This window comes from Ovoidimarina sediminis (assembly GCF_032586175.1).
In the GTDB taxonomy this organism is placed as follows: domain Bacteria; phylum Pseudomonadota; class Alphaproteobacteria; order Rhodobacterales; family Rhodobacteraceae; genus Ovoidimarina; species Ovoidimarina sediminis.
Genome location: NZ_JAWHTE010000006.1, coordinates 202,963 through 223,245 on the forward strand (window position 1 = coordinate 202,963; position 20,283 = coordinate 223,245).

Here is a 20,283-nt window from a genome sequence, read left to right on the forward strand (position 1 = left end):
TTCGCCCCGTAACCGACGCCCGAACACCTAGCAGCGTCCGGGCGTCAGAACCAGCCTGCCGTCAGCGCGCGCCCAGCAGGCCGACGATGTCGTAGGTCTTCGCAAGGATCGGGATTGCGATCTCGCGCGCCCGTTCCGCGCCCCGGGCCAGGATGCGGTCGATTTCCGCCTCGTCAGCCATGAGCCGCCGCATCTCGGCCGAGATCGGGGCGATCTTCTCCACCGCGAGTTCGGCAAGCGCGGGCTTGAATTGCCCGAACTGCTGACCGGCGGCATCGGCGATCACCTGTTCGGCGGTCATCCCTGAAAGAGCCGCGTAGATATCGACGAGATTGCGCGCCTCGGGCCGGTCCTTCAGGCCGTCGAGCGTATCCGGCAAAGGCTCGGGATCCGTCTTCGCCTTGCGGATCTTCTTCGCGATCGTATCGGCATCGTCGGACATGTTGATCCGGCTCATATCCGAAGGGTCGGATTTCGACATCTTCTTCGACCCGTCGCGCAGGCTCATCACCCGCGTCGCGGCGCCTTCGATCACCGGTTCGGTGATGGGAAAGAAATCCACCTTGAAGTCGTTGTTGAACTTCTGCGCAATGTCGCGTGTCAGTTCCAGGTGCTGCTTCTGATCCTCGCCCACTGGCACGTGCGTCGCGTGGTAGATCAGGATGTCGGCGGCCATCAGCGCCGGATAGGCGAACAGCCCCAGCGAGGCGTTTTCCGAGTTCTTCCCGGCCTTGTCCTTCCATTGGGTCATCCGGCCCATCCAGCCCATGCGCGCAACGCAGTTGAAGATCCACGCAAGCTGCGCGTGCTCGGGCACCTGGCTCTGGTTGAAGAGGATGGAGCGTTCCGGGTCGATACCGGCGGCGATGAAGAAGGCGGCAAGCTCGCGCGTGTTCTTTCGCAACGCGTCCGGCTCCTGCCACACCGTGATCGCGTGCAGGTCAACCATGCAATAGATCGTCTCGTAGGTGCCGGCATCCTGCATCTCGACGAAGCGCCGCATAGCGCCGAGATAGTTGCCAAGCGTCAGGCCGCCCGAAGGCTGGATCCCGGAAAAGACGCGCGGTGTGAAGGCGGTGTCGCCCATGTCGATGCTCCAGTTTCTGGATTTTTGGACCGCTGTCGCTTAACGATGGGCGGAGAGCCCGTCAAGAAAGGCCACGAGCAGAGCCATGTCATATCAGCCGAGCGACCCCGACGCCTCGCCGGTCAATCCGCTGCCGGTCGCCGTCGTGTTGCTGGCCTTGCCGATGATCCTTGCGGAAATCGCCTTCATCGCGGGCACCACCGGGCTTGCGGGCGGGCCCGAGGCCGTGGGCTGGCGGCTTGCCGCGATCGAGCGCTTCGGTTTCTTTTCGCCCGTGGTTGAATGGATGGCCTCGACCGGACGCTGGAATGCCCCCGATCTCGCGCGCTTCGTGACCTATCCGTTCCTGCACTGGGGCTTTACCCATATGCTGATGGTGCTCGTCTTCCTTCTCGCCCTTGGCAAGATGGTGGGCGAGGTGATGGGGTCGCTCGCCGTCTTCATCGTCTTTTTCGGATCGGCCGTTTTCGGGGCCGGGATCTATGCGCTTCTGACGGAAGCGCAGAACCCGCTGATCGGCGGTTACCCCGGCGTTTACGGGCTGATCGGGGCCTATTCCTTCATCCTCTGGACGCATTACAGCGTCACCGGTGGGCCGCAGGCGCGGGCGTTCACACTGATCGCGGCGCTCTTGTTCATCCAGCTTGTCTTCGGGCTTCTGTTCGGCAAGGGGCCCGACTGGATCGCCGATGTGGCGGGTTTCGTCGCAGGCTTCGTTCTGTCCTTCGTCGTGGTGCCGGGAGGCTGGGCGCGGCTGATCAACCGGCTTCGACAGCGCTGATCATCCGCGCCGGCGCAGGGATCGCGTCATTTCCGACACCGTGAAGGCCCGGGCGATCCGGCCGAAGAGCGCGTAAGCGAAGATCCCGAACAGCACGAGAAGCGCCAGCGCCCCGTAACGCAGCGTCGGTACGGCGAAGACCGGGCCGGCAAGCATGAGGACGACGTAGAGCGCGGCCCCCATCCCGACGGCAGCGATCAGGATACGCGGGGCACGATTGCAGAAGCGATCGTCGAATTCCGAGGCCGGCCCCATGCCGCGCGCGCCGCGCCAGAGTAGCCAGGTCATCGCCCAGCCCGCCACGGTCGTTCCGACCGCCGCCGCGATATAGCCGATGACAGGGGCGAGCCCGATCGCAATCGCGGCATTCACGATCAGTGCGACAAGGGCGAAGTAGAAGGGCCGCTTCGTATCCTCGCGGGCGAAGTAAAGGGGTTGAAGGACCTTCTGAAGGACGAAGGCGGGAAGCCCCGCGCCATAGACCGCGACGGCAAGCGCGGTGGCCGTGGTGTCTTCGGCATCGAAGGCGCCGCGCTGGAACAGAACCGAGACGAGCGGCCCCGGCATCACGATCAGCGCCACTGCCGCGGGCACCGTCAGCGCAAGCGCGATCTCGCCCGCCCGGTTGAACGCCTCGCGCCCCCCGACCGTATCTTCGGCCTGAAGCCGCCGCGAGAGTTCGGGCAGAAGAACGATGCCGATGGCGATTCCCACCACACCCAGCGGCAACTGGTAAAGCCGGTCGGCATAGCTGAGCCACGCGACCGCCCCGTCGAAGAACGACGCGACCTGGCGCCCGACCAGAAGGTTGACCTGCACAACCCCGCCCGCAAGGGCCGCAGGCGCGGCGATGATCGCGAGCCGCTTCAGTTCCGGCGTCAGCCGCGGGCGCGTGATGCGGAAGCCGTAGCCCGCCCGCTTCGCGGCCCAGAGAAGCAGAGCAAGCTGCCCGATCCCGGCGACCACGACACCGATGGTGACAAGATCGCCATGATGAACGCCCGGAACGTCACCCATAACTTCGGGCCCGAAGCTTATGGCCTCTGCAAACCACCCGGTATCCGCCAGAAGAAGCGCCACGATCAGGATGACGTTCAGAAGAACCGGCGCTGCCGCCGCCGCCGCAAACCGCCCCGTGGCGTTCAATACGCCCGACAGAAGCGCCGCGAGCGAGATGAAAAAGATATACCCGAAGACGACCCGACCGTAGAGCACGGCAAGGTCGAACCGCGCATCGTCTGCAAAGCCCGAGGCCATCGCCAGCACGAGAACGGGCATGAAGACGATGGCCAGGACGCTGAAGACCAAAAGCAGGAACCCGAGCCCGGAAAACGCATCCTGTGCAAAACCGCCGGGATCCTCGCCGCTTTCCACCTTCTTCGAAAACATCGGCACGAAGGCCATGTTGAACGCGCCCTCGGCGAAGAAGCGGCGGAACATGTTGGGCAGGCTGAAGGCGATGAGGAAGGCTTCGGCCACCGGCCCCGCCCCCATGGTCGCCGCGATCAGGATATCGCGCACGAAGCCCAGGATGCGGCTTGCCAGCGTCCAGACGCCAACCGTGAAGAAGCTTCGCGCCATGCGGATCGCCGGCATCAGCGCCCCCCGCCGGCGAAGGGGCGGATCATTGCCGCGCCCGCTCGGCGCCGCGTTCGATCGCCTCGCGCAGGCGTTTCTCGAGCGAGCGCTGCTTGTTTTCGGAATGGTATTTCAGCCCAAACATGTCCTTCACATAGAAGGTATCCACCACCTGTTCGCCATAGGTCGCAATCACTGCGCTCGCGATGTAGACATGCGCCGCCGCAAGGCTGCGGGTCAGGTCGTAGAGAAGGCCAGGCCTGTCGCGCGTATCGACCTCGATGATCGTGTAGATCTCCGACCCTTCGTTGTCGAAGGTGATCGAAGTCGGAACCCGGAACGCGCGCTCGCGCTTCTTGATCTTGTCGCGGTCCTTCACCGCATCGCGCACCACGACCTCGCCCTTCAGCGTCTTTTCGATCATCGCGCGAAGCCGCGGCAGGCGGTGTTCGTCGAAGGGCCGCCCATCGATATCCTGCACCCAGAACACCGCCGTGGCGAAGCCGTCTTTCGAAGTATAGGTGCGCGCGTCGACGACGTTGGCACCGACCAGCGCCAGCGCCCCGGCGAGACGCGAAAAGATGCCGGGATGATCGTGCAGCGCAAAACAGGCGCGCGTCGCGTCGCGGTCGGTATCGGGGTAGAGATCGATCCGCACTTCGTCGTCGCCGATCTCGCGCAACAGATTGGCGAAGACCACGTGGGCGGATGTGGGCAGGCCCTGCCAGTACGGCCCGTAATGCCGCGCCGTCTCGGCCCTGAGATCCTTGGTGTCCCAGTCGGACAGCGCCTCGCGCAGCGCGCGCTTTCCCTCGGCCTCCAGCGCCTCGCGGTTGAGATCCTCGAGCCCGGTTTCCAGCGCCACTGCCGTTTCGCGATAGAGCGTGCGAAGAAGCTGCGCCTTCCAGTTGTTCCATGTCCCCGGGCCAACGCCCCGGATGTCGCAGACCGTGAGAACCGTCAGAAGATCAAGCCGCTTCTTCGTTTTCACCGCCTTCGCGAAATCCCGGATCGTGCGCGGATCGGCCAGGTCGCGCTTCTGGGCGATATCGGACATCAGGAGGTGGTAGCGGACGAGCCATTCCACCGTTTCCGCATCGTCCTTCTTGAAGCCGAGCCGCGGCGCCACCTTGCGCGCGATCTTCGCGCCCAGAACCGAATGATCCTCGTCCCGCCCCTTCCCGATATCGTGCAGAAGAAGCGCGATGTAGAGGACCCGGCGGTTCACGCCCTCCTTCAGGATCCGGCTTGCCACGGGAAGCTCTTCCACCAATTCCTCGCGCTCGATCTTCGCAAGCGTCGCGATGCACTGGATCGTGTGCTCGTCCACCGTGAAGTGATGGTACATGTTGAACTGCATCATCGCCACGATCGGTGCGAATTCGGGGATGAAGGCAGACAGCACGCCAAGCTCGTTCATACGCCTGAGCGCGCGTTCCGGATTGCCATGCTTCAGAAGCAGATCGATGAAGATGCGCTGGGCTTCCGCGTCGCCGCGCACCTCGTCATCGATCATGTGGAGGTTCGAGGAAATCGTGCGCATCGCGTCGGGATGCAGGAGATAGCCCGTCCGCAGCGCCTCTTCGAAGATCCTGAGCAGGTTCAGCTTGCTCTTCAGGAAGACCGCTTCCTTTTCATAGGTGATCCGGTTGTGGACGATCCTGTAGCCGTCCTTCACCTTCTTCCGCCGGGTCAGGAGACGCACCAGCGCCGGCGCGGGCTTTGCGTGCCGCGCTTCCAGGTTCGTCAGAAGGATGCGGGTGACTTCCCCCACCATCGTCGCCTGGCGGAAGTAATCCTGCATGAAGTGTTCCACCGCGCGGCGCCCGCCGTGGTCTTTGTATCCCATGCGCTCGGCCACTTCGACCTGCATGTCGAAGGTCAGCTGATCCATCGCACGGCCCGCGATCAGGTGAAGATGGCAGCGGACCGCCATCAGGAACGTCTCGGCCGCGCGGAAGTTTTCGTATTCCTCGGCGCTGAACGCATCTTCCGCCACCAGATCGGCCGCGCTTTGCGCGCGGGTGACGTATTTCGCGATCCAGTAGAGCGTCTGAAGATCCCGAAGCCCGCCCTTCCCTTCCTTGACGTTGGGCTCGACCATGTAGCGCTGGCCGCCCTGTTTCTGGTGCCGCTCGCTGCGTTCGGCCAGCTTCGCCTCGATGTAATCGGCGCTCGAATTCCGAAAAAGCTCTTTCCACAGCCGCGCTTCGAGTTCGCGGGTCAGGTCGGCATTTCCAAACAGGTGCCGATGTTCGAGAAGCGCCGTGCGGATCGTGTAATCCTCGCGCCCCAGCCGCACGCAATCGCGGATCGACCGGGTCGCATGGCCGACCTTGAGGTGCAGATCCCAGAATATATAGAGCATGCTTTCGATCACGCTCTCGACCCAGCCTGTCGCCTTGTGCGGCACGAGGAACAGAAGATCGACATCCGAGAAGGGGGCCATCTCGCCCCGCCCGTAACCCCCAACTGCGACGAGGGCGATCCGTTCGCCCTCGCTTGGGTTGGCGCGGGGGTAGAGCCGCCGGATCGCCAGATCATAGACGGTGCCGACAACGCTGTCGGTCAGGAAGCGGTAGGCCTGCGAGGCACCGCGGGCATCCTGCGGGTTGGCTGTGAAGGCCTCCGCGATCTTCTCCCGGCCCGCCGCGATCACCGGCTTCAGCACCTTGACCGCGGCATTCCGGATCTCGGCCTGCTGGGAGAGGTTCTGCGTCGCGTCCTTCAGCGCGGCGGCCACAACGACCGGATCGAAGACCTGATCCGCGGGGCAGATCAGGCCGTCGTCGACCGGCGCGGCGCTGTCGGGCAGCCGCGGTTCAGAAACCGGCGCCGCCAAAGCTTCTTTGGGCGGGGTCAAGGATCACGACCTGTCGATTCTGGATCTGCGCAACCGCAAGGCCGCGCGTATTGGTGCCGTTCTGGTTGAGCCGGAACACTCCGTTCACGCCGGCAAAGCCCGTAGGCCGGGTGAGCGACGCCGTATCGAAGGGTGTGCTGCTTCCGGTGGTGGCGAGCGCCCCGATCGCGGCGATCCCGTCATAGGCCAGGCCCGCAAGCGGGTGCGGCGCGAAGCCAAACGCGCCCTGGTAGCGCGACGAGAATTGCGCCTGGAGCCCCGGATCTGGCGTTGCAAACCAGGCGCCCTGAAGCCCCGACAGATCCACCGCCGTCGACGGGATATCGAGCCGCTGAAGCCCGATCAGCTGATGGGTGGCGTTCGACACGCCCTCGTTCGGCAGAAGCTCCACCAGAAACGGCAGCGCGCCGTCATTGCCCGAGGTCAGGAAGACGCCCGTGGCACCCGAGGCGTTGATCTGGTCGGCAATGCCCGGAACCGCGCTGACGATCCCGTTCTGGCTGAGCGGGAAGCTCGCGGTGGTGGCAAGCCGCACCCCGTTCGTCGCCAGCGCGCGAGAGATCGCGGCGGCCCCGATCGATTCCGCCGTGCTTTCGCCCTGCACGATCGCAACGCTCGTGATCCCCTGGCGTGCGGCGTAGGAGGCAAGCCGGTCGGCCGTATTCTGGAAGGTGGAGCCGAGGATATAGACGTTTCCGCCCGCCACGGCGGGGTTGTTCGAGAATGACAGCACGTTCAGCCCGCGCCCGCGCACGGCCGCGCCCGCAGCCGCGGCGGCATCGGCGAAGACGGGGCCGAGAATCACCTTTGCCCCATCCGAGGCAGCGGCGCGTGCAGCGGCCGCTGCACCGTCGGCGGTGCCGCCCGTGTCGTAGACCGCAAGCTGGATCTCGACGCCGCTCAGATCCGAGATCGCAAGGCGCGCGGCATTTTCGAGACTGCCCGCCAGTCCCGCCGCCGAACCCGTCTGCGGCACAAGAAGCGCCACCTCGACCGGATCGGACGCGCCCATCCGGCCGCCATCGAAACCGCCGACGGACATCGGCTCGCAGGCCGCGAGCCCGAGAGCGGCGGCACCGGCTAGAACCGCACGCATGAACTTGCGGCGGGAACGGAAAAGGGCGACCATGATGAACCTCGCGCGGCTTCCTGGGTTGGCGGCACCCTATGCGCTGGAGAAACCCGTGTAAATCATGCCGCAGGGGGAGTTATGTTCATGTCGCGGGATCCGGCTGATCTGGCGCCCGGCCTTTACGTGGTTGCAACGCCGATCGGCGCAGCCCGCGACATCACGCTCCGGGCCCTCGATATCCTGCGAGACGCGGATATGCTTCTGGCCGAAGATACGCGGCGGGCGCGGAAACTCCTTGAAATTCACGGCATTCCCCTGGGCGGGCGCCCGCTTTTGCCCTATCACGACCACAACGGCGCGCAGCAAAGGCCCCGCATCCTGACGGCCCTGGGCGAAGGGAAGCGCGTGGCGCAGGTTTCCGATGCGGGCACGCCGCTTGTGGCCGATCCGGGATATGCCCTGGTGCGTGCCGCGATCGATGCGGGCCACCCGGTCTACAGTGCCCCGGGCGCTTCGGCGGTTCTGGCGGCGCTTGCGGTGGCGGGCCTGCCGAGTGACCGGTTTCTGTTTGCCGGATTTCTGCCGCCGACGGACAGTGCGCGCCGGAAGGTCCTGCGCGAACTCGGCGAGGTTCCGGCGACTCTGGTTTTCTTTGAAACGGGGCGGAGGCTTTTACCTAGCCTTAGATGTCTTGTGTCAGAACTCGGGGGCGAGAGAGAGGCGGCGGTCTGCCGGGAGCTAACCAAGAAGTTCGAGGAAACCGTGCGGGGCACGCTCGATGATCTGGTTGAGGCATTCGGCGAACGGGAGGCCCGGGGCGAAATCGTGCTGCTTGTCGACCGCAGGCGCGGCGGCCCCGCGTCGGAAGATGTGGGCGAAATGCTGGACGAGGCGCTGAAGGAAATGACGGTGAAGGACGCCGCGCGCCAGGTGGCCGAAGAAACGGGATTGCCCCGGCGCGATGTTTACCAGATGGCGCTGGAGCGGAAGGGAAAGTCATGAGCGGATACGTCTCCTACCGGGCCGGGCTGGCCGCCGAAGAAAGCATTTGCGCCGCCTATCGGATGGCGGGCCACGCCATCGCCGCAGAACGCTGGCGCTGCGCGGCGGGCGAAATCGACCTGATCGCCCGTGACAAGGACATGGTGATCTTCATCGAGGTGAAGCGCGCCAAGGATACCGCCGCAGCGGCGGAACGGCTGCGGCCCGGGCAGGTGAAGCGCCTGTTGCGTGCCGCGGAAACCTTTCTTGGCGACGAGCCCCGGGGCACCGACACGCCGGCCTGTTTCGACGTCGCGCTTGTCGATGCCATGGGGCGGTTCGAGATCATCGAGAACGCGCTTGCCGCCTGAGCGGCATTGTTTCTTACGCACCGCACTGCCATTTAGAGCGCAGAACGACGCAGAGGCGGAGCGAAAACGTGCTGAAAGTGGCCTTCCAGATGGACCCGATCACCGGGGTCAACATCGACGCGGACAGCTCGTTCCGGCTTGCTGAAGAGGCGCAGGCCCGGGGGCACAGCCTTTTCTTCTACACGCCGGAAAAGCTGGCCTACAGAAGCGGCCGCGTTCTGGCCCGCGGGCACGACATGACGTTGCGCCGGGTGCGGGGCGATCACGTGGCGCTGGGCGGGGAACGCGAGGTCGACCTCGCAGAATTGGACGTGGTCTGGCTGCGCCAGGATCCGCCCTTCGACATGAGCTATATCACAACGACACACCTGCTTGATTTCCTGGCCGGCCAGACGCTTGTGGTGAACGATCCGTTCTGGGTTCGGAACTTTCCCGAAAAGCTTCTTGTCCTCACCTTCCCCGAGCTTACGCCCCCCACCCTGATCGCACGCGACCTCGACACGATCCGCGACTTCCGCCGCGACCACGGCGATATCATCGTCAAACCGCTTTACGGCAACGGCGGCGCAGGCGTTTTCCGCCTTGCCCCAGGCGACGGCAACCTCGCGAGCCTTCACGAGATGTTCACCGGCATCAACCGCGAGCCGCTGATCGTGCAGAAGTTCCTCCCCGCCGTATCAAAGGGCGACAAGCGCATAATCCTGGTCGACGGCGAACCGGCAGGCGCTATCAACCGTGTTCCGGCGGAAGGTGAAACCCGTTCCAACATGCATGTGGGCGGGCGACCCGAGCAGATCGGGCTGACCGACCGCGATCGCGAGATCTGCGCCGCGATCGGCCCGCTTCTGCGCGAGAAGGGCCAAGTCTTCGTGGGGATCGACGTGATCGGCGACTGGCTGACAGAGATCAACGTGACCTCGCCCACGGGCATCCAGGAACTCGAACGCTTCGAGGGCATGAACGTCGCGGGCCGGATCTGGGATGCAATCGAAGCCCGGGTGGCGGGCTAGCGCGGTGCCGAGCCTGCGCTGTACGGTCGTCAACCTCGTTGCGCGTCACGTGCTGCGCGCGCAGTTGGCCCGAACGCCCGGGCCCGCCGAAGCGCGGCGCGACTTCAACCTCTTCACCCGGCTTCTGCCCTGCCCCTCAGGCGTCGAGATGCGGCCCCATCCCCTCGGCCTCTCCTTCGCACCCCCGGAGCCCCGCGCATCAGGGACGATCCTCTATTTCCACGGCGGCGGTTATATCTGCGGAGCGCCACAAACGCATCGCGCGCTCGCGGGCTGCCTTGCGCGCGCCACGGGGCGGCAAGTGATCACGGCGCGCTACCGTCTTGCCCCCGAACACCCCGCACCGGCGGCCTTCGACGATGCGCTCTGCGCCTTCGACGCAATGGAGGAGATGGGGACCGATCCGACCGAGATCATCCTCGGCGGCGACAGCGCGGGCGGCGGGCTGGCGCTGGCCCTGCTCGCGCGGCTTTGCGCGGACGGGCGCCGCCCCCGCGCCCTTTTCGCCTTCTCCCCCTGGACGGATCTGACGGCCTCGGGCGACAGCATCACTGCGAATGCCGCGCGCGACCGCATCCTGCCCGCTGACCGGCTGGAGGATCTGGTGTCTTTCGTCACCGGCGACGGGCCGCGTGACGACCCGCGCGTTTCGCCGCATTTCGCCAGCTTCGACGCGCCGCCACCGGTCATGATGCAGGTCGCACGCACCGAGATTCTTTACGACGACACGCGGCGCATGGCCGAAAAGCTTCGGGCAGCAGGCGGCGACGTGACTGTTACGGAAGTCGAGGATGCCATCCATGTCTGGCCGCTTCTGGGAAACCGGCTTCCGGAAGGACGGCGGAGTTTCGAGGATGTGGCGGCCTTCCTCGATACGCTGCCGGCCTGACCGGCCCCCGGTAGGGATCAGCCCATGCCCGCGCCCGCCAGCCGGTAACTCACGGCTTCCGCCACATGCGTTTCGCGCACGTCGTCGGATTGATCGAGATCGGCGATCGTCCGCGAGACGCGCAGAACCCTGTGATAGCCGCGCGCCGACAGGCCGAACCGCTCCGCCACCCGGGTGAGGAGCGCGCGGCCCGCCGCATCGGGCGTGGCGACCTCCGTCAGCACCGGCCCTTCGGCATCGGCATTGAGCCGTGCGTGAGGCACGTTTGCATAGCGCGCCGCCTGCCGTGCCCGCGCCGCTTCAACCCGGCCGCGCACGGTGGCCGACCCATCCCCGGAGACGGGCAGATCGAGATCGGTGAAGGCAACCGGCGGCACATCGACCCGCAGATCGAACCTGTCCATCAGCGGCCCCGAGATCCGGCCGAGGTAATCCTCGCCGCATTGCGGCACCCGTGCGCAGGCGCGCGACGGGTCGGTCATGTGCCCACAGCGGCACGGGTTTGCGGCCGCAACCAGCATGAACCGGCAGGGATAGCGCACATGGGCATTGGCGCGGGCCACCACGACATCGCCCGTCTCGACGGGCTGGCGCAGGGTTTCGAGCACGGGCCGGGCAAACTCGGGGAACTCGTCCATGAACAGCACGCCATTGTGAGCCAGCGAGATCTCCCCGGGTTTCGCCCCCTTTCCGCCGCCCACGATCGCGGCCATCGAGGCGGTGTGATGCGGCTCGCGAAACGGGCGCAGCCGCGAGATCCCGCCTTCGTCGAGAAGCCCGGCCAACGAATGGATCATCGAGGTTTCAAGTGCCTCCTCGGGTGACAACGGCGGCAGGAGGCCCGGAAGCCGGGCGGCCAGCATCGACTTGCCTGATCCCGGCGGGCCGACGAACAGAAGGTGATGCCGCCCGGCAGCCGCGATTTCGAGGGCGCGCTTGGCGCGTTCCTGCCCCTTCACGTCGAGGAGATCGCGGGTGTCGGGCGCACCCGTCACCGCACCCGGCTCTGCCGGGGCAAGCGGCGCTTGCCCGGAATAGTGCCGCACGACCGCGGCGAGTGTGGGTGGCGCGATCACCCTGACGGTCGAGACCCAGGCGGCCTCGGGCCCGCTGCCGTCTGGGCAGAGAAGCGTGCGGCCGGCCTCCGCCGCCGCCGCGGGAAGGGCGCCCGAGACGGGCACGAGCGATCCGTCGAGCGACAACTCGCCCAGCGCCACGATCCCCTCCACCTCTTCGGCAGGGATGACCGATAGCCCTGCGAGGATCGCCACGGCGATCGGCAGATCGAAATGCGACCCCTCCTTGGGCAGATCAGCCGGAGAAAGGTTGATGGTGATCCGCTTGGACGGCAGGGCGATCGACATCGCTGTCAGCGCCGCGCGCACGCGGTCGCGCGCCTCCGACACCGCCTTGTCGGGCAGCCCCACGATCGAGAAGGAGGGAAGCCCGGGCGAAATCGCGCATTGCACCTCGACCAGTCGCGCTTCAACGCCCTCGAACGCCACTGAATAGGCCCGCACTACCATCCCGGCCCCCTTTCACGCCGAAGGCTAGTCGGGACAGCGTTACAACTTGGTTAACAGGATCTTTCCAGAAGATCGCGGAAGGCGGGCCAGACCTCGGGATCCGCCACGGTCTTATCGCGGCAGACCGGGTTGCAGAAGCCGAAGATCCGGCCTTCGATCCCGAGAAAATGGGTCACCGGCTTGCCCGAATAGGGGCAGGCGGCATTCTCGGACGGCCCGGCTTCCACGGCATGCGCTTGGCGGGGAGCGGGACCGGGCCAGGGCGCCTTCGGCAAATCCATCGCGTATGGCAGCGGATCGTACTGTCTGGCCTGTCCGCGCGCCCGCCAGCGGCGGAACGCGGGATCGGAAAGATGCGCATCGACATAGGCGCGGGCCGCCGGGCCCACCGGCAGATCATAGGCCGCGATCCGTGCGGCCACGGGGGCATAGAAGACATCCGCCAGGCAGTAGCGGCCGAAAAGCCAAGGGCTGTCTTCGGTGCCATGACGCGCGCGGGCCAGCAACCAAAGCTCTTCGATCCGCGCGACATCTGCACGCACGGCATCCGATGGCTCGAACCCCACCCAGGCATTTCGCAGGGTCATCGGGCAGGCGCTTCTGAGCGCGCCGAAGCCCGAATGCATCTCCGCCACGATCCAGCGAGCCAGCCCGCACGCTGCCGCATCCGCCGGCCAAAGGTCCGCAGCGGGATGCCGCTCGGCCAGCGTTTCGGCCATCGCCAGCGTATCGCCGATCACGATACCATCGGGTGTGCACATCACGGGAACGAGCCGGGCGGGCGCCAGCGGCGCAAGATCTTCCGCCAGAGTGCCGGAATAGAGGCCCACGAGATGCACGCGGACGGGCAGCCCGAATTGTTCGAACATCAGCCAGCCGCGCAGGGACCAGCTTGAAAAGCTTTCGTCGCCGATGAAAAGGTCATAGATCATGGCCACAGCCTAGGCCGGAACTGGGAAAGCCCAAAACGACGTTTCGTGGCCTCGGCCATCACGGACGGTGATTGATCAGCGGGGCCGCGGGGGGGCCGGGGCGCATAGTCGATTTGGGTCAGTGACAGCGGGTCGATCCGCTGGGCAAACGTCTGGTCGCCGGACCAGCCGAGGATGCGCTGAAGCTCTGACAGGATCACGCCGAAATGGGCCACGACGATCAGCCGCCCGTGAGTTTCCAAAAGCGCCTCCACCGCCTCGGACACCCGGGCCCCGAGATCGTTCCAGCTTTCGCCCCCTGGCGGGCGCACCTCACCCGGTGTTTCCCAGAAGGCGCGAATGCGCTCGGGATCCTCAGCCTCGATTTCGGCATGGGCCTTCAACTCCCACGCCCCGAAATGCATTTCGCGAAGCGCCGGGTCAGGCGGCAGAAGGGCGCGTGCGCCCCGCACCGCCTCTGCCGTCGCCCGCGTGCGGATGAGATCGGAGGACATCACCGGCACATTAACCGGCAGCGCATCGGAAAGCCGGGCGAGGCCGTCGCGGTCGGAAAGGTCGGCGGGAAGATCCGACCAGCCCACCATGGTTTTCGCATGGGTCGGGCCATGCCGTACCCACCAGATTGTCCGATCCTTCACCATGATTCCAAAGATTTAATCGAAATGCCCCGAAGATTGACAGCTGCGACATAGCAAGAAATCCGCAACCGGCAAGAAATTCGGAAGAAAAATTTGATCCATTCAGATCCGGGCTCCGTACACCGTTCAAACAAACAGAGTTTAAACATCGGGGGTTACAAATGGCACTGGACGGTTTTTCCGATCAAACCCTGTCGCGCCGCGCGATGCAGGCGGAGCTTCTGGACGCTGAGACAGAGCTGAAACTTGCCTATGCCTGGCGCGATGAGCGGGACGAGGAAGCCCTCCACCGACTGATCACAGCCTATATGCGTCTCGCGATCTCGATGGCGGCCAAGTTCCGCCGCTACGGCGCACCGATGAACGACCTGATCCAGGAAGCCTCGCTTGGCTTGATGAAGGCCGCCGACAAGTTCGACCCCGATCGCGGCGTGCGCTTCTCGACCTACGCGGTGTGGTGGATCAAGGCGTCGATCCAGGATTACGTGATGCGTAACTGGTCGATGGTTCGCACAGGCTCCACCTCCAGCCAGAAATCGCTGTTCTTCAACATGCGCCGCGTGCAGGCCCGGCTTGAGCGTGAGGCGGCGTCGCGCGGCGAGCGGCTCGACGCCCATCAGATGCGCCATATGATCGCGTCGGAAGTGGGCGTGCCGCTGCATGACGTGGAAATGATGGAAGGGAGACTGGCGGGATCGGATTACTCGCTGAATGCCACACAATCGGCCGACGAAGACGGGCGCGAGTGGATTGACGCGCTTGAAGACGAAAATGCGGTGGCCTCGGAGCAGGTCGAGCATGACAAGGATATCGATACGCTGCGGGACTGGCTGGTGACGGCCATGGGCGCATTGAACGAACGCGAACGGTTCATCGTCCGCGAGCGCAAGCTGCGCGACGAACCCCGCACGCTTGAAAGCCTCGGCAACGAACTGGGGCTCTCGAAAGAACGCGTGCGCCAGCTTGAAGCGGCCGCTTTCGGCAAGATGCGCAAGAACCTCGAAGCGCAATCGAAAGAAGTACACGAATTCTTCGCGTGAACCATTTCCCTCTGAGCTTGGGCCCGCTTCTGGCGGGCCTTTTTTTCTCCACCCTGGCACTGGCGGAGGAAATCGACCTGCCCGATCTGGCGCGGATCGAGGCCGATGTGGTGATCCTGGGCGAGGTGCACGACAATCCCGCGCACCACATCAACCAGGCCACGGCGATCGCAGCGCTGCGACCCGGGGCGATTGTGTTCGAGATGTTCGGGCCGGACGAGGCGAATGCGGCCATGAGCCTTCCGCGCCATGACGCGGGAGCGCTCGCCGCCGCGCTCGGCTGGACGGAGTCGGGATGGCCGGATTTCGCACTCTACCATCCGATCTTCCTCGCTGCCCCCGACGCTGCGCTTTACGGCGGCGCACTGCCCAGGGGCGAGGTGCGACGCGCCGTGGAAGAGGGCGCGGCGGCCGTCTTCGGGGCCGCGAGCCCGCTTTTCGGCCTCGACGCGGCCCTGCCCGAGGATCAGCAGACCCGGCGCGAGGCGCTCCAGATGGCCGCCCATTGCGACGCGCTGCCCGAGCACGTACTGCCCGGAATGGTCGAGGCCCAGCGTTTGCGCGACGCCGCCCTGTCACGCGCCATCGTCGCCGCGATGCTGGAAACCGGCGGGCCGGTCGCGGTGATCACCGGGAACGGGCACGCCCGCACCGACTGGGGCATCCCGCCGATGCTGGCGGGCGCCTTGCCCGACGCGAGCGTTCTGTCCCTCGGCCAGCTTGAAAGCGCGCCCAATGGCCCGGCACCCTACGACCTCTGGATCGTGACCGACCCCGTCGAACGACCCGATCCCTGTGCGGCCTTCGGCCAGCAATAGCGCGCCGCGCCCTTGCCGCCCCGGCCACTTGATCCTAGGCTCGCGCGGATGCTGAACGGTAAGCGCATACTCCTGATCATCGGCGGCGGAATCGCCGCCTTCAAGGCGCTAGACCTGATCCGCCGGCTGCGCGAACAGGGGGCAGAGGTGACGCCGGTTCTGACCAAGGCCGGGCAGGAATTCGTGACGCCTCTTTCGGTTTCGGCACTCGCGGCAAGCAAGGTCTACCTCGATCTCTTCGACCTGACCGACGAGGCCGAGATGGGGCATATCGAACTCAGCCGCGCGGCCGATCTGGTGGTCGTGGCCCCCGCCACCGCCGACCTGATGGCCAAGATGGCGGGTGGGCATGCCGACGATCTGGCCTCGACCCTTCTGATGGCCACCGACAAGCGCGTTCTGATCGCGCCTGCGATGAACGTCCGGATGTGGGAACATCCGGCAACGCAGCGCAATGCGGCGACGCTGAAGGACGATGGTGTTCTCTTCGCCGGGCCGGTCGAAGGTGCGATGGCCTGCGGCGAATTCGGCCCCGGCCGGATGTCGGAACCCCATGAGATCCTCGGGGATATCGAACGCGCGCTGGCGGGTGGGCCGCTTCGGGGCAGGCACGTGATCGTCACATCCGGCCCCACCCATGAGCCAATCGACCCGGTGCGATATATCGCCAACCGCTCCTCCGGCGCACAGGGCACCGCGATCGCGCGGGCGCTTGCCGCACTTGGCGCCGATGTCACCTTCGTCACCGGCCCGGCGAGCGTGCCGCCGCCGGGTGGCGTGCGTGTGGTTCGGGTGGAAACAGCGCAGGAGATGCTCAATGCCGTGACCGCGGCCCTGCCTGCCGATGCAGGCATCTTCGCCGCCGCAGTGGCCGACTGGCGGATGGCCGAGGCCGCCACCTCGAAGATGAAGAAGGACGGAAGCGGGCGGCCCCCGTCCCTCGCCTTCGCCGAGAACCCCGATATCCTTGCCCATGTCTCGGGCCTTGGGGGAAACCGCCCCGCCCTCGTCGTGGGCTTCGCCGCCGAAACCGACGATGTGGTGGCCCATGCCACGGCAAAGCGCGCGCGCAAGGGCTGCGACTGGATCCTCGCCAACGATGTGCGCCCGGAAACCGGGATCATGGGCGGCGGCGAAAACGCGGTGACGCTGATCACCGCCGACGGGGCTGAAGACTGGCCCCGCATGGCGAAGGGCGAGGTGGCGCGGAAGCTTGCCGCCCGCATCGCCGAGGCGTTTTCGGCATGAACACGTCGCCGGTTGTCGATGTCCTGCGCGAAGACGGCGCGGATCCCGGTATACCGCTTCCAAGCTATGAAACGGACGGGGCCGCCGGAGCGGATCTGAGGGCCAACCTGCCGGCAGACAGGCGCGCAGATGGAATCACCCTTGCCCCCGGCAGCCGGGCCCTCATTCCCACGGGGCTGCGCGTTCAGATCCCCGCCGGGTTCGAAATGCAGATCCGCCCCCGGTCGGGCCTCGCCCTGAAGCACGGGATATCGCTGGCCAATGCAGTGGGTACCATAGACAGCGATTATCGCGGCCCGTTGGGCGTGATCCTGATCAATCTGGGTGACGCGCCTTTCACGGTCGGCCATGGCGACCGCATCGCGCAGGCGGTGATCGCGCCCGTGGCGCGCGCAACCTTTGCCGAGGCGCGCAGGCTTGAACACACCGCCCGCGGCGCCGGCGGCTTCGGATCGACCGGGCGAACCTGATGCTTCTTTTCCTGTGTCTCGCCGCCGGGCTCTGGCTGCTCGGCCGGATGCTCGGGGCGCCCCGCTCCGCCCGCTGGATCATGATCGCGCTGCTTTATGTCGCGATCCTCGCCATCACGATCGCCTTCCCCGACACCCATCCGCTGCAATCCCTCGCGGGCGGAACAACTGCCGAATGGCTGGTGCTCGGCGGGCTCGTCGCTGCGGTCTGGGCCTATTCCATGGGGCTCAGACAGCTGAAATCCCGGGTCCGTCCGGAAAACCAGCCGCAGAACGACGCCGCGCGCAGTTCGGAAACCGAGATCGAACGCTATGCGCGGCACATCGTTCTGCGTGAACTCGGCGGGCAGGGCCAGAAGCGCCTGAAGGAGGCGAGGATTCTGGTGATCGGCGCAGGCGGGCTTGGCAGCCCGGCGCTCATGTATCTGGCTGCCGCCGGGGTCGGCACCATCGGTGTGATCGACGACGACATCGTCACCAATTCCAACCTGCAGCGCCAGGTGATCCACACCGATGACCGGATCGGGATGCCCAAGGTTTTTTCCGCGCAGATGGCGATGGAGGCGCAAAACCCCTTCATCACCGTGAAGCCCTATAACCGGAAGCTGACGGCGGAGATCGCGGAAGAGCTTTTCGCAGAGTACGACCTGATCCTCGACGGCACGGACGGCACCGACAGCCGCTATGCGATCAATGCGGCCGCCGTGGCGACGGGCACGCCGCTGATTTCAGGCGCGCTCTCGCAATGGGAAGGCCAGATCAGCACCTTCGCGCCGAGGGACGGCGCCCCCTGTTACCAATGCGTCTTCCCCGAACCGAACGCGCCCGGCCTCGCGCCAAGCTGTGCCGAGGGCGGGGTTCTGGGGCCGCTTCCCGGCGTGATCGGCACGATGATGGCGGTCGAGGCGATCAAGGAGCTGACGGGAACCGGCGAGGGCCTGAAGGGCCGCATGATGATCTATGATGCGCTTTTCGCCGAGGCCCGCGTTATCAAGCTGAAACGCCGCCCCGAGTGCTCGATTTGCGGCGGCAGCGCTTGAAGCCCCCCGGAACTACGCCATACTCCGCGCCAGTCCGACAAGAATGGGGAGTTCTGCCATGAAACGTATCGCCGCCGCGCTTGCCGCCGGCCTTTTTGCCACAGCCGCCCTCGCGGGCGGGCATCTGCCCGATCTCGAGGGCCGCGAAGTCGTGGTCGTCACCGAGAACGCCTATCCGCCGCTGCAATTCGTTGATCCCGCCTCGGGCAATGCGATCGGCTGGGAATACGACGCGATGGCGGAAATCGCCGAACGGCTGAACATTGATGTCGTCTACGAGAACATCAGCTGGGACGCGATGATTGCCGCCGTGGGCGAGGGCCAGTTCGACATGGGCATGACCGGCATCACGATTCGCGAGGATCGGGCCGAAGTGGTGGATTTCTCCGAACCCTACATGCGGTCGGAAATGGTGATGATGGTGCGGGGCGATGAAGAGCGCTTTTCGAACGCTGCCGAATTCGCGGCGAACGAGGATCTTCTGATGGCCGCGCAGCCGGGCACGACGCCGTTCTACGTGGGCGTCTATGACGTGCTTGACGGCAACGAGGCGAACCCTCGCATCATCCTGTTCGAAACCTTTGGCGCAGGCGTCCAGGCGCTTCGCACCGGTGATGTCGATCTCGTGCTGACCGACGGGACGGCAGGTGAAGGCTATGTTTCCGCTTCAGAGGGCGGGCTGAAGATCGTGGGCGAAAAGCTCGGGACCGAGGATTTCGGTTTCATCTTCCCGAAAGGTTCCGATCTCGTCGAGCCCATGAACGCGGCCATTGCCGACATGAAGGAAGACGGCACGATCGACGCGCTGAACAAGAAGTGGTTCCTTGACTTCAAAGTCGGCGGGTGATCCCGGCCACCAGCGATAGACCGGGGGCCCGCGCGTGACGCCGGCCCCCGAACCCGACAAGGATTTCCCCTGGTGGCTGCTCGTCGCCGGGGGCATCGCGGTTTGGATGATCTACGCGGTCGTGGCCGACGACCTTTACCGCCAGGTGCTCACGACGCTGTCGAAAGGCGTCTGGATCACCATCTTCGTCACCCTCGTCGGCTTCCTCAGCGCCTCGATCATCGGGCTTCTGCTGGCGACCGCGTCGCTCTCGAATTCGCTGATCCTCAGGCAATGCGCGCGCTTTTACATCGAGATCGTGCGCGGCGTGCCGATCATCGTTCTTCTGCTTTATGTCGCCTTCGTCTTCGCCCCTGCCCTTGTCGCGGCATGGAACTGGGTGGCCGAAACCGTGGGCTTCGATCCGATCCGCACCCGCGATTTCACGCTTCTCTGGCGCGCGATCCTGGCGCTTACGATCGGCTATTCGGCCTTCATCGCGGAGGTGTTTCGCGCCGGGCTTCAATCCATCGACAAGGGCCAGATCGAAGCGGCGGAAGCGCTGGGCCTTTCCCGCTGGCAGCGATTTCGCCTGATCATCTTTCCGCAGGCCTTTCGCATGATCCTGCCGCCGCTCGGCAACGATTTCATCGCGATGGTTAAGGATTCAAGCCTTGTCTCGGTACTTGGCGTGCTGGATGTCACACAATTGGGCAAGGTCACCGCCGCGGGCAACTTCCGGTATTTCGAAACTTACAACGTGGTCGCGCTGATCTATCTTCTGATGACTGTCACCCTATCGATGGCGCTCAGACGCCTGGAACAGCGGTTGAGACAGAAACCCTAGAGTCCGGCCACAACGCCCGGCGCGCAACCCATGGTTTCGACGGATTTGACCGGATCATCCGGCCCGCATTCAGCGCCGGTGATAGGATAGGTGCCCGGCTCCGCACATGCGGCGAGGCTCAAGAGCAGAATAGCAAGCGGTGTCAGACGCGCGCGGGTCATGGCGATCTCCTTGATTGCGTTGACACAAACCTAAAGCATCCGACTGAAAACCTGAATCGCGGGGATTCCTGTTGGAGCTGATTTGTGATTCATCCTGTCTGGGAG

At 65.4% G+C, this 20,283-nt stretch carries 20 protein-coding genes; 12 read left to right on the top strand and 8 right to left on the bottom strand.

Features of this window, described 5'->3' with window-relative positions; translation table 11 throughout:
• Window positions 1–61: 61 nt before the first annotated feature.
• Entirely contained in the window at window positions 62–1,087 is a 1,026-nt protein-coding gene (trpS, locus tag RXV90_RS09880; RefSeq protein ID WP_316648457.1) for a tryptophan--tRNA ligase, read from the bottom strand.
• Window positions 1,088–1,172: 85 nt separating this feature from the next.
• On the opposite strand from trpS, the gene RXV90_RS09885 reads away from it, so the two are divergent.
• The gene (locus RXV90_RS09885; RefSeq protein WP_316648459.1) at window positions 1,173–1,868 is read left to right on the top strand and encodes a rhomboid family intramembrane serine protease; all 696 of its coding nucleotides are present in this window, start codon (window positions 1,173–1,175) and stop codon (window positions 1,866–1,868) included.
• On the opposite strand, the gene murJ is transcribed toward RXV90_RS09885, so the two are convergent.
• The 3 genes from murJ to RXV90_RS09900 are packed head-to-tail and all read right to left on the bottom strand — an operon-like array spanning window position 1,869 to window position 7,438.
• Window positions 1,869–3,464, bottom strand: a complete 1,596-nt coding sequence (gene murJ, locus RXV90_RS09890) for a murein biosynthesis integral membrane protein MurJ (protein WP_316648460.1) — start codon at window positions 3,462–3,464, stop codon at window positions 1,869–1,871. It abuts the gene before it with no gap.
• A gap of 28 nt (window positions 3,465–3,492) precedes the next feature.
• A complete protein-coding gene (locus RXV90_RS09895) occupies window positions 3,493–6,309 on the bottom strand; it encodes a [protein-PII] uridylyltransferase (RefSeq protein WP_316648461.1) in 2,817 nt (938 codons plus the stop codon).
• Window positions 6,269–7,438, bottom strand: coding sequence for a penicillin-binding protein activator (locus tag RXV90_RS09900; RefSeq protein ID WP_316648463.1), 1,170 nt, complete (start codon window positions 7,436–7,438; stop codon window positions 6,269–6,271). The genes RXV90_RS09895 and RXV90_RS09900 overlap by 41 nt, the downstream gene beginning before the upstream one ends.
• 87 nt (window positions 7,439–7,525) lie before the next feature.
• Between RXV90_RS09900 and rsmI the strand changes: the two genes are divergently transcribed.
• The 4 genes from rsmI to RXV90_RS09920 all read left to right on the top strand — a co-directional run bounded on the left by rsmI (window position 7,526) and on the right by RXV90_RS09920 (window position 10,632).
• Window positions 7,526–8,383: a 16S rRNA (cytidine(1402)-2'-O)-methyltransferase gene (rsmI, locus tag RXV90_RS09905; RefSeq protein WP_316648464.1), complete on the top strand. Its 858-nt coding sequence runs from the start codon at window positions 7,526–7,528 to the stop codon at window positions 8,381–8,383.
• Window positions 8,380–8,733 (top strand): YraN family protein, encoded by a 354-nt coding sequence (locus RXV90_RS09910; protein WP_316648465.1) that lies wholly within the window; start codon window positions 8,380–8,382, stop codon window positions 8,731–8,733. The genes rsmI and RXV90_RS09910 overlap by 4 nt, the downstream gene beginning before the upstream one ends.
• Window positions 8,734–8,804: 71 nt before the next feature.
• A complete protein-coding gene (gene gshB, locus RXV90_RS09915; RefSeq protein WP_316648487.1) occupies window positions 8,805–9,743 on the top strand; it encodes a glutathione synthase in 939 nt (312 codons plus the stop codon).
• 4 nt (window positions 9,744–9,747) lie between these two features.
• On the top strand, window positions 9,748–10,632 hold the full coding sequence (locus RXV90_RS09920; protein ID WP_316648466.1) for an alpha/beta hydrolase: 885 nt from the start codon (window positions 9,748–9,750) through the stop codon (window positions 10,630–10,632).
• A 17-nt stretch (window positions 10,633–10,649) separates the two neighbouring features.
• On the opposite strand, the gene RXV90_RS09925 is transcribed toward RXV90_RS09920, so the two are convergent.
• From RXV90_RS09925 to RXV90_RS09935, 3 genes are read right to left on the bottom strand one after another with little or no spacing between them, the layout of a single operon-like run.
• Window positions 10,650–12,158: a YifB family Mg chelatase-like AAA ATPase gene (locus RXV90_RS09925; RefSeq protein WP_316648468.1), complete on the bottom strand. Its 1,509-nt coding sequence runs from the start codon at window positions 12,156–12,158 to the stop codon at window positions 10,650–10,652.
• A gap of 50 nt (window positions 12,159–12,208) precedes the next feature.
• On the bottom strand, window positions 12,209–13,090 hold the full coding sequence (locus RXV90_RS09930; protein WP_316648470.1) for a glutathione S-transferase: 882 nt from the start codon (window positions 13,088–13,090) through the stop codon (window positions 12,209–12,211).
• Window positions 13,087–13,728 carry a histidine phosphatase family protein gene (locus tag RXV90_RS09935; RefSeq protein WP_410482355.1) on the bottom strand — a complete coding sequence of 214 codons (642 nt, stop codon included), beginning with the start codon at window positions 13,726–13,728 and terminating at the stop codon, window positions 13,087–13,089. Before RXV90_RS09935 ends, RXV90_RS09930 begins: the two co-directional genes overlap by 4 nt.
• Before the next feature lie 161 nt (window positions 13,729–13,889).
• Here RXV90_RS09935 and RXV90_RS09940 point away from each other — a divergent pair, with 161 nt between their 5' ends.
• Genes RXV90_RS09940 through RXV90_RS09970 form a run of 7 tightly spaced genes read left to right on the top strand, consistent with a single transcriptional unit; the run spans window position 13,890 to window position 20,017 of the window.
• Window positions 13,890–14,768 (top strand): RNA polymerase factor sigma-32, encoded by an 879-nt coding sequence (locus RXV90_RS09940; RefSeq protein ID WP_316648473.1) that lies wholly within the window; start codon window positions 13,890–13,892, stop codon window positions 14,766–14,768.
• 53 nt (window positions 14,769–14,821) lie between these two features.
• The gene (locus RXV90_RS09945) at window positions 14,822–15,586 is read left to right on the top strand and encodes a ChaN family lipoprotein (protein ID WP_316648488.1); all 765 of its coding nucleotides are present in this window, start codon (window positions 14,822–14,824) and stop codon (window positions 15,584–15,586) included.
• Between the two features lie 48 nt (window positions 15,587–15,634).
• Window positions 15,635–16,834, top strand: a complete 1,200-nt coding sequence (coaBC, locus tag RXV90_RS09950; RefSeq protein ID WP_316648474.1) for a bifunctional phosphopantothenoylcysteine decarboxylase/phosphopantothenate--cysteine ligase CoaBC — start codon at window positions 15,635–15,637, stop codon at window positions 16,832–16,834.
• Window positions 16,831–17,304, top strand: coding sequence for a dUTP diphosphatase (gene dut, locus RXV90_RS09955; protein WP_316648476.1), 474 nt, complete (start codon window positions 16,831–16,833; stop codon window positions 17,302–17,304). Before coaBC ends, dut begins: the two co-directional genes overlap by 4 nt.
• Window positions 17,304–18,344: a HesA/MoeB/ThiF family protein gene (locus RXV90_RS09960; protein ID WP_316648477.1), complete on the top strand. Its 1,041-nt coding sequence runs from the start codon at window positions 17,304–17,306 to the stop codon at window positions 18,342–18,344. Before dut ends, RXV90_RS09960 begins: the two co-directional genes overlap by 1 nt.
• Before the next feature lie 58 nt (window positions 18,345–18,402).
• Complete coding sequence (locus tag RXV90_RS09965; RefSeq protein WP_316648478.1) at window positions 18,403–19,191, top strand: transporter substrate-binding domain-containing protein; 789 nt, start codon at window positions 18,403–18,405, stop codon at window positions 19,189–19,191.
• Between the two features lie 34 nt (window positions 19,192–19,225).
• A complete protein-coding gene (locus tag RXV90_RS09970) occupies window positions 19,226–20,017 on the top strand; it encodes an amino acid ABC transporter permease (protein ID WP_316648479.1) in 792 nt (263 codons plus the stop codon).
• On the opposite strand, the gene RXV90_RS09975 is transcribed toward RXV90_RS09970, so the two are convergent.
• On the bottom strand, window positions 20,014–20,178 hold the full coding sequence (locus tag RXV90_RS09975; protein WP_316648480.1) for a hypothetical protein: 165 nt from the start codon (window positions 20,176–20,178) through the stop codon (window positions 20,014–20,016). The two genes, RXV90_RS09970 and RXV90_RS09975, sit on opposite strands and share 4 nt — an antisense overlap.
• Window positions 20,179–20,283: the final 105 nt, after the last annotated feature.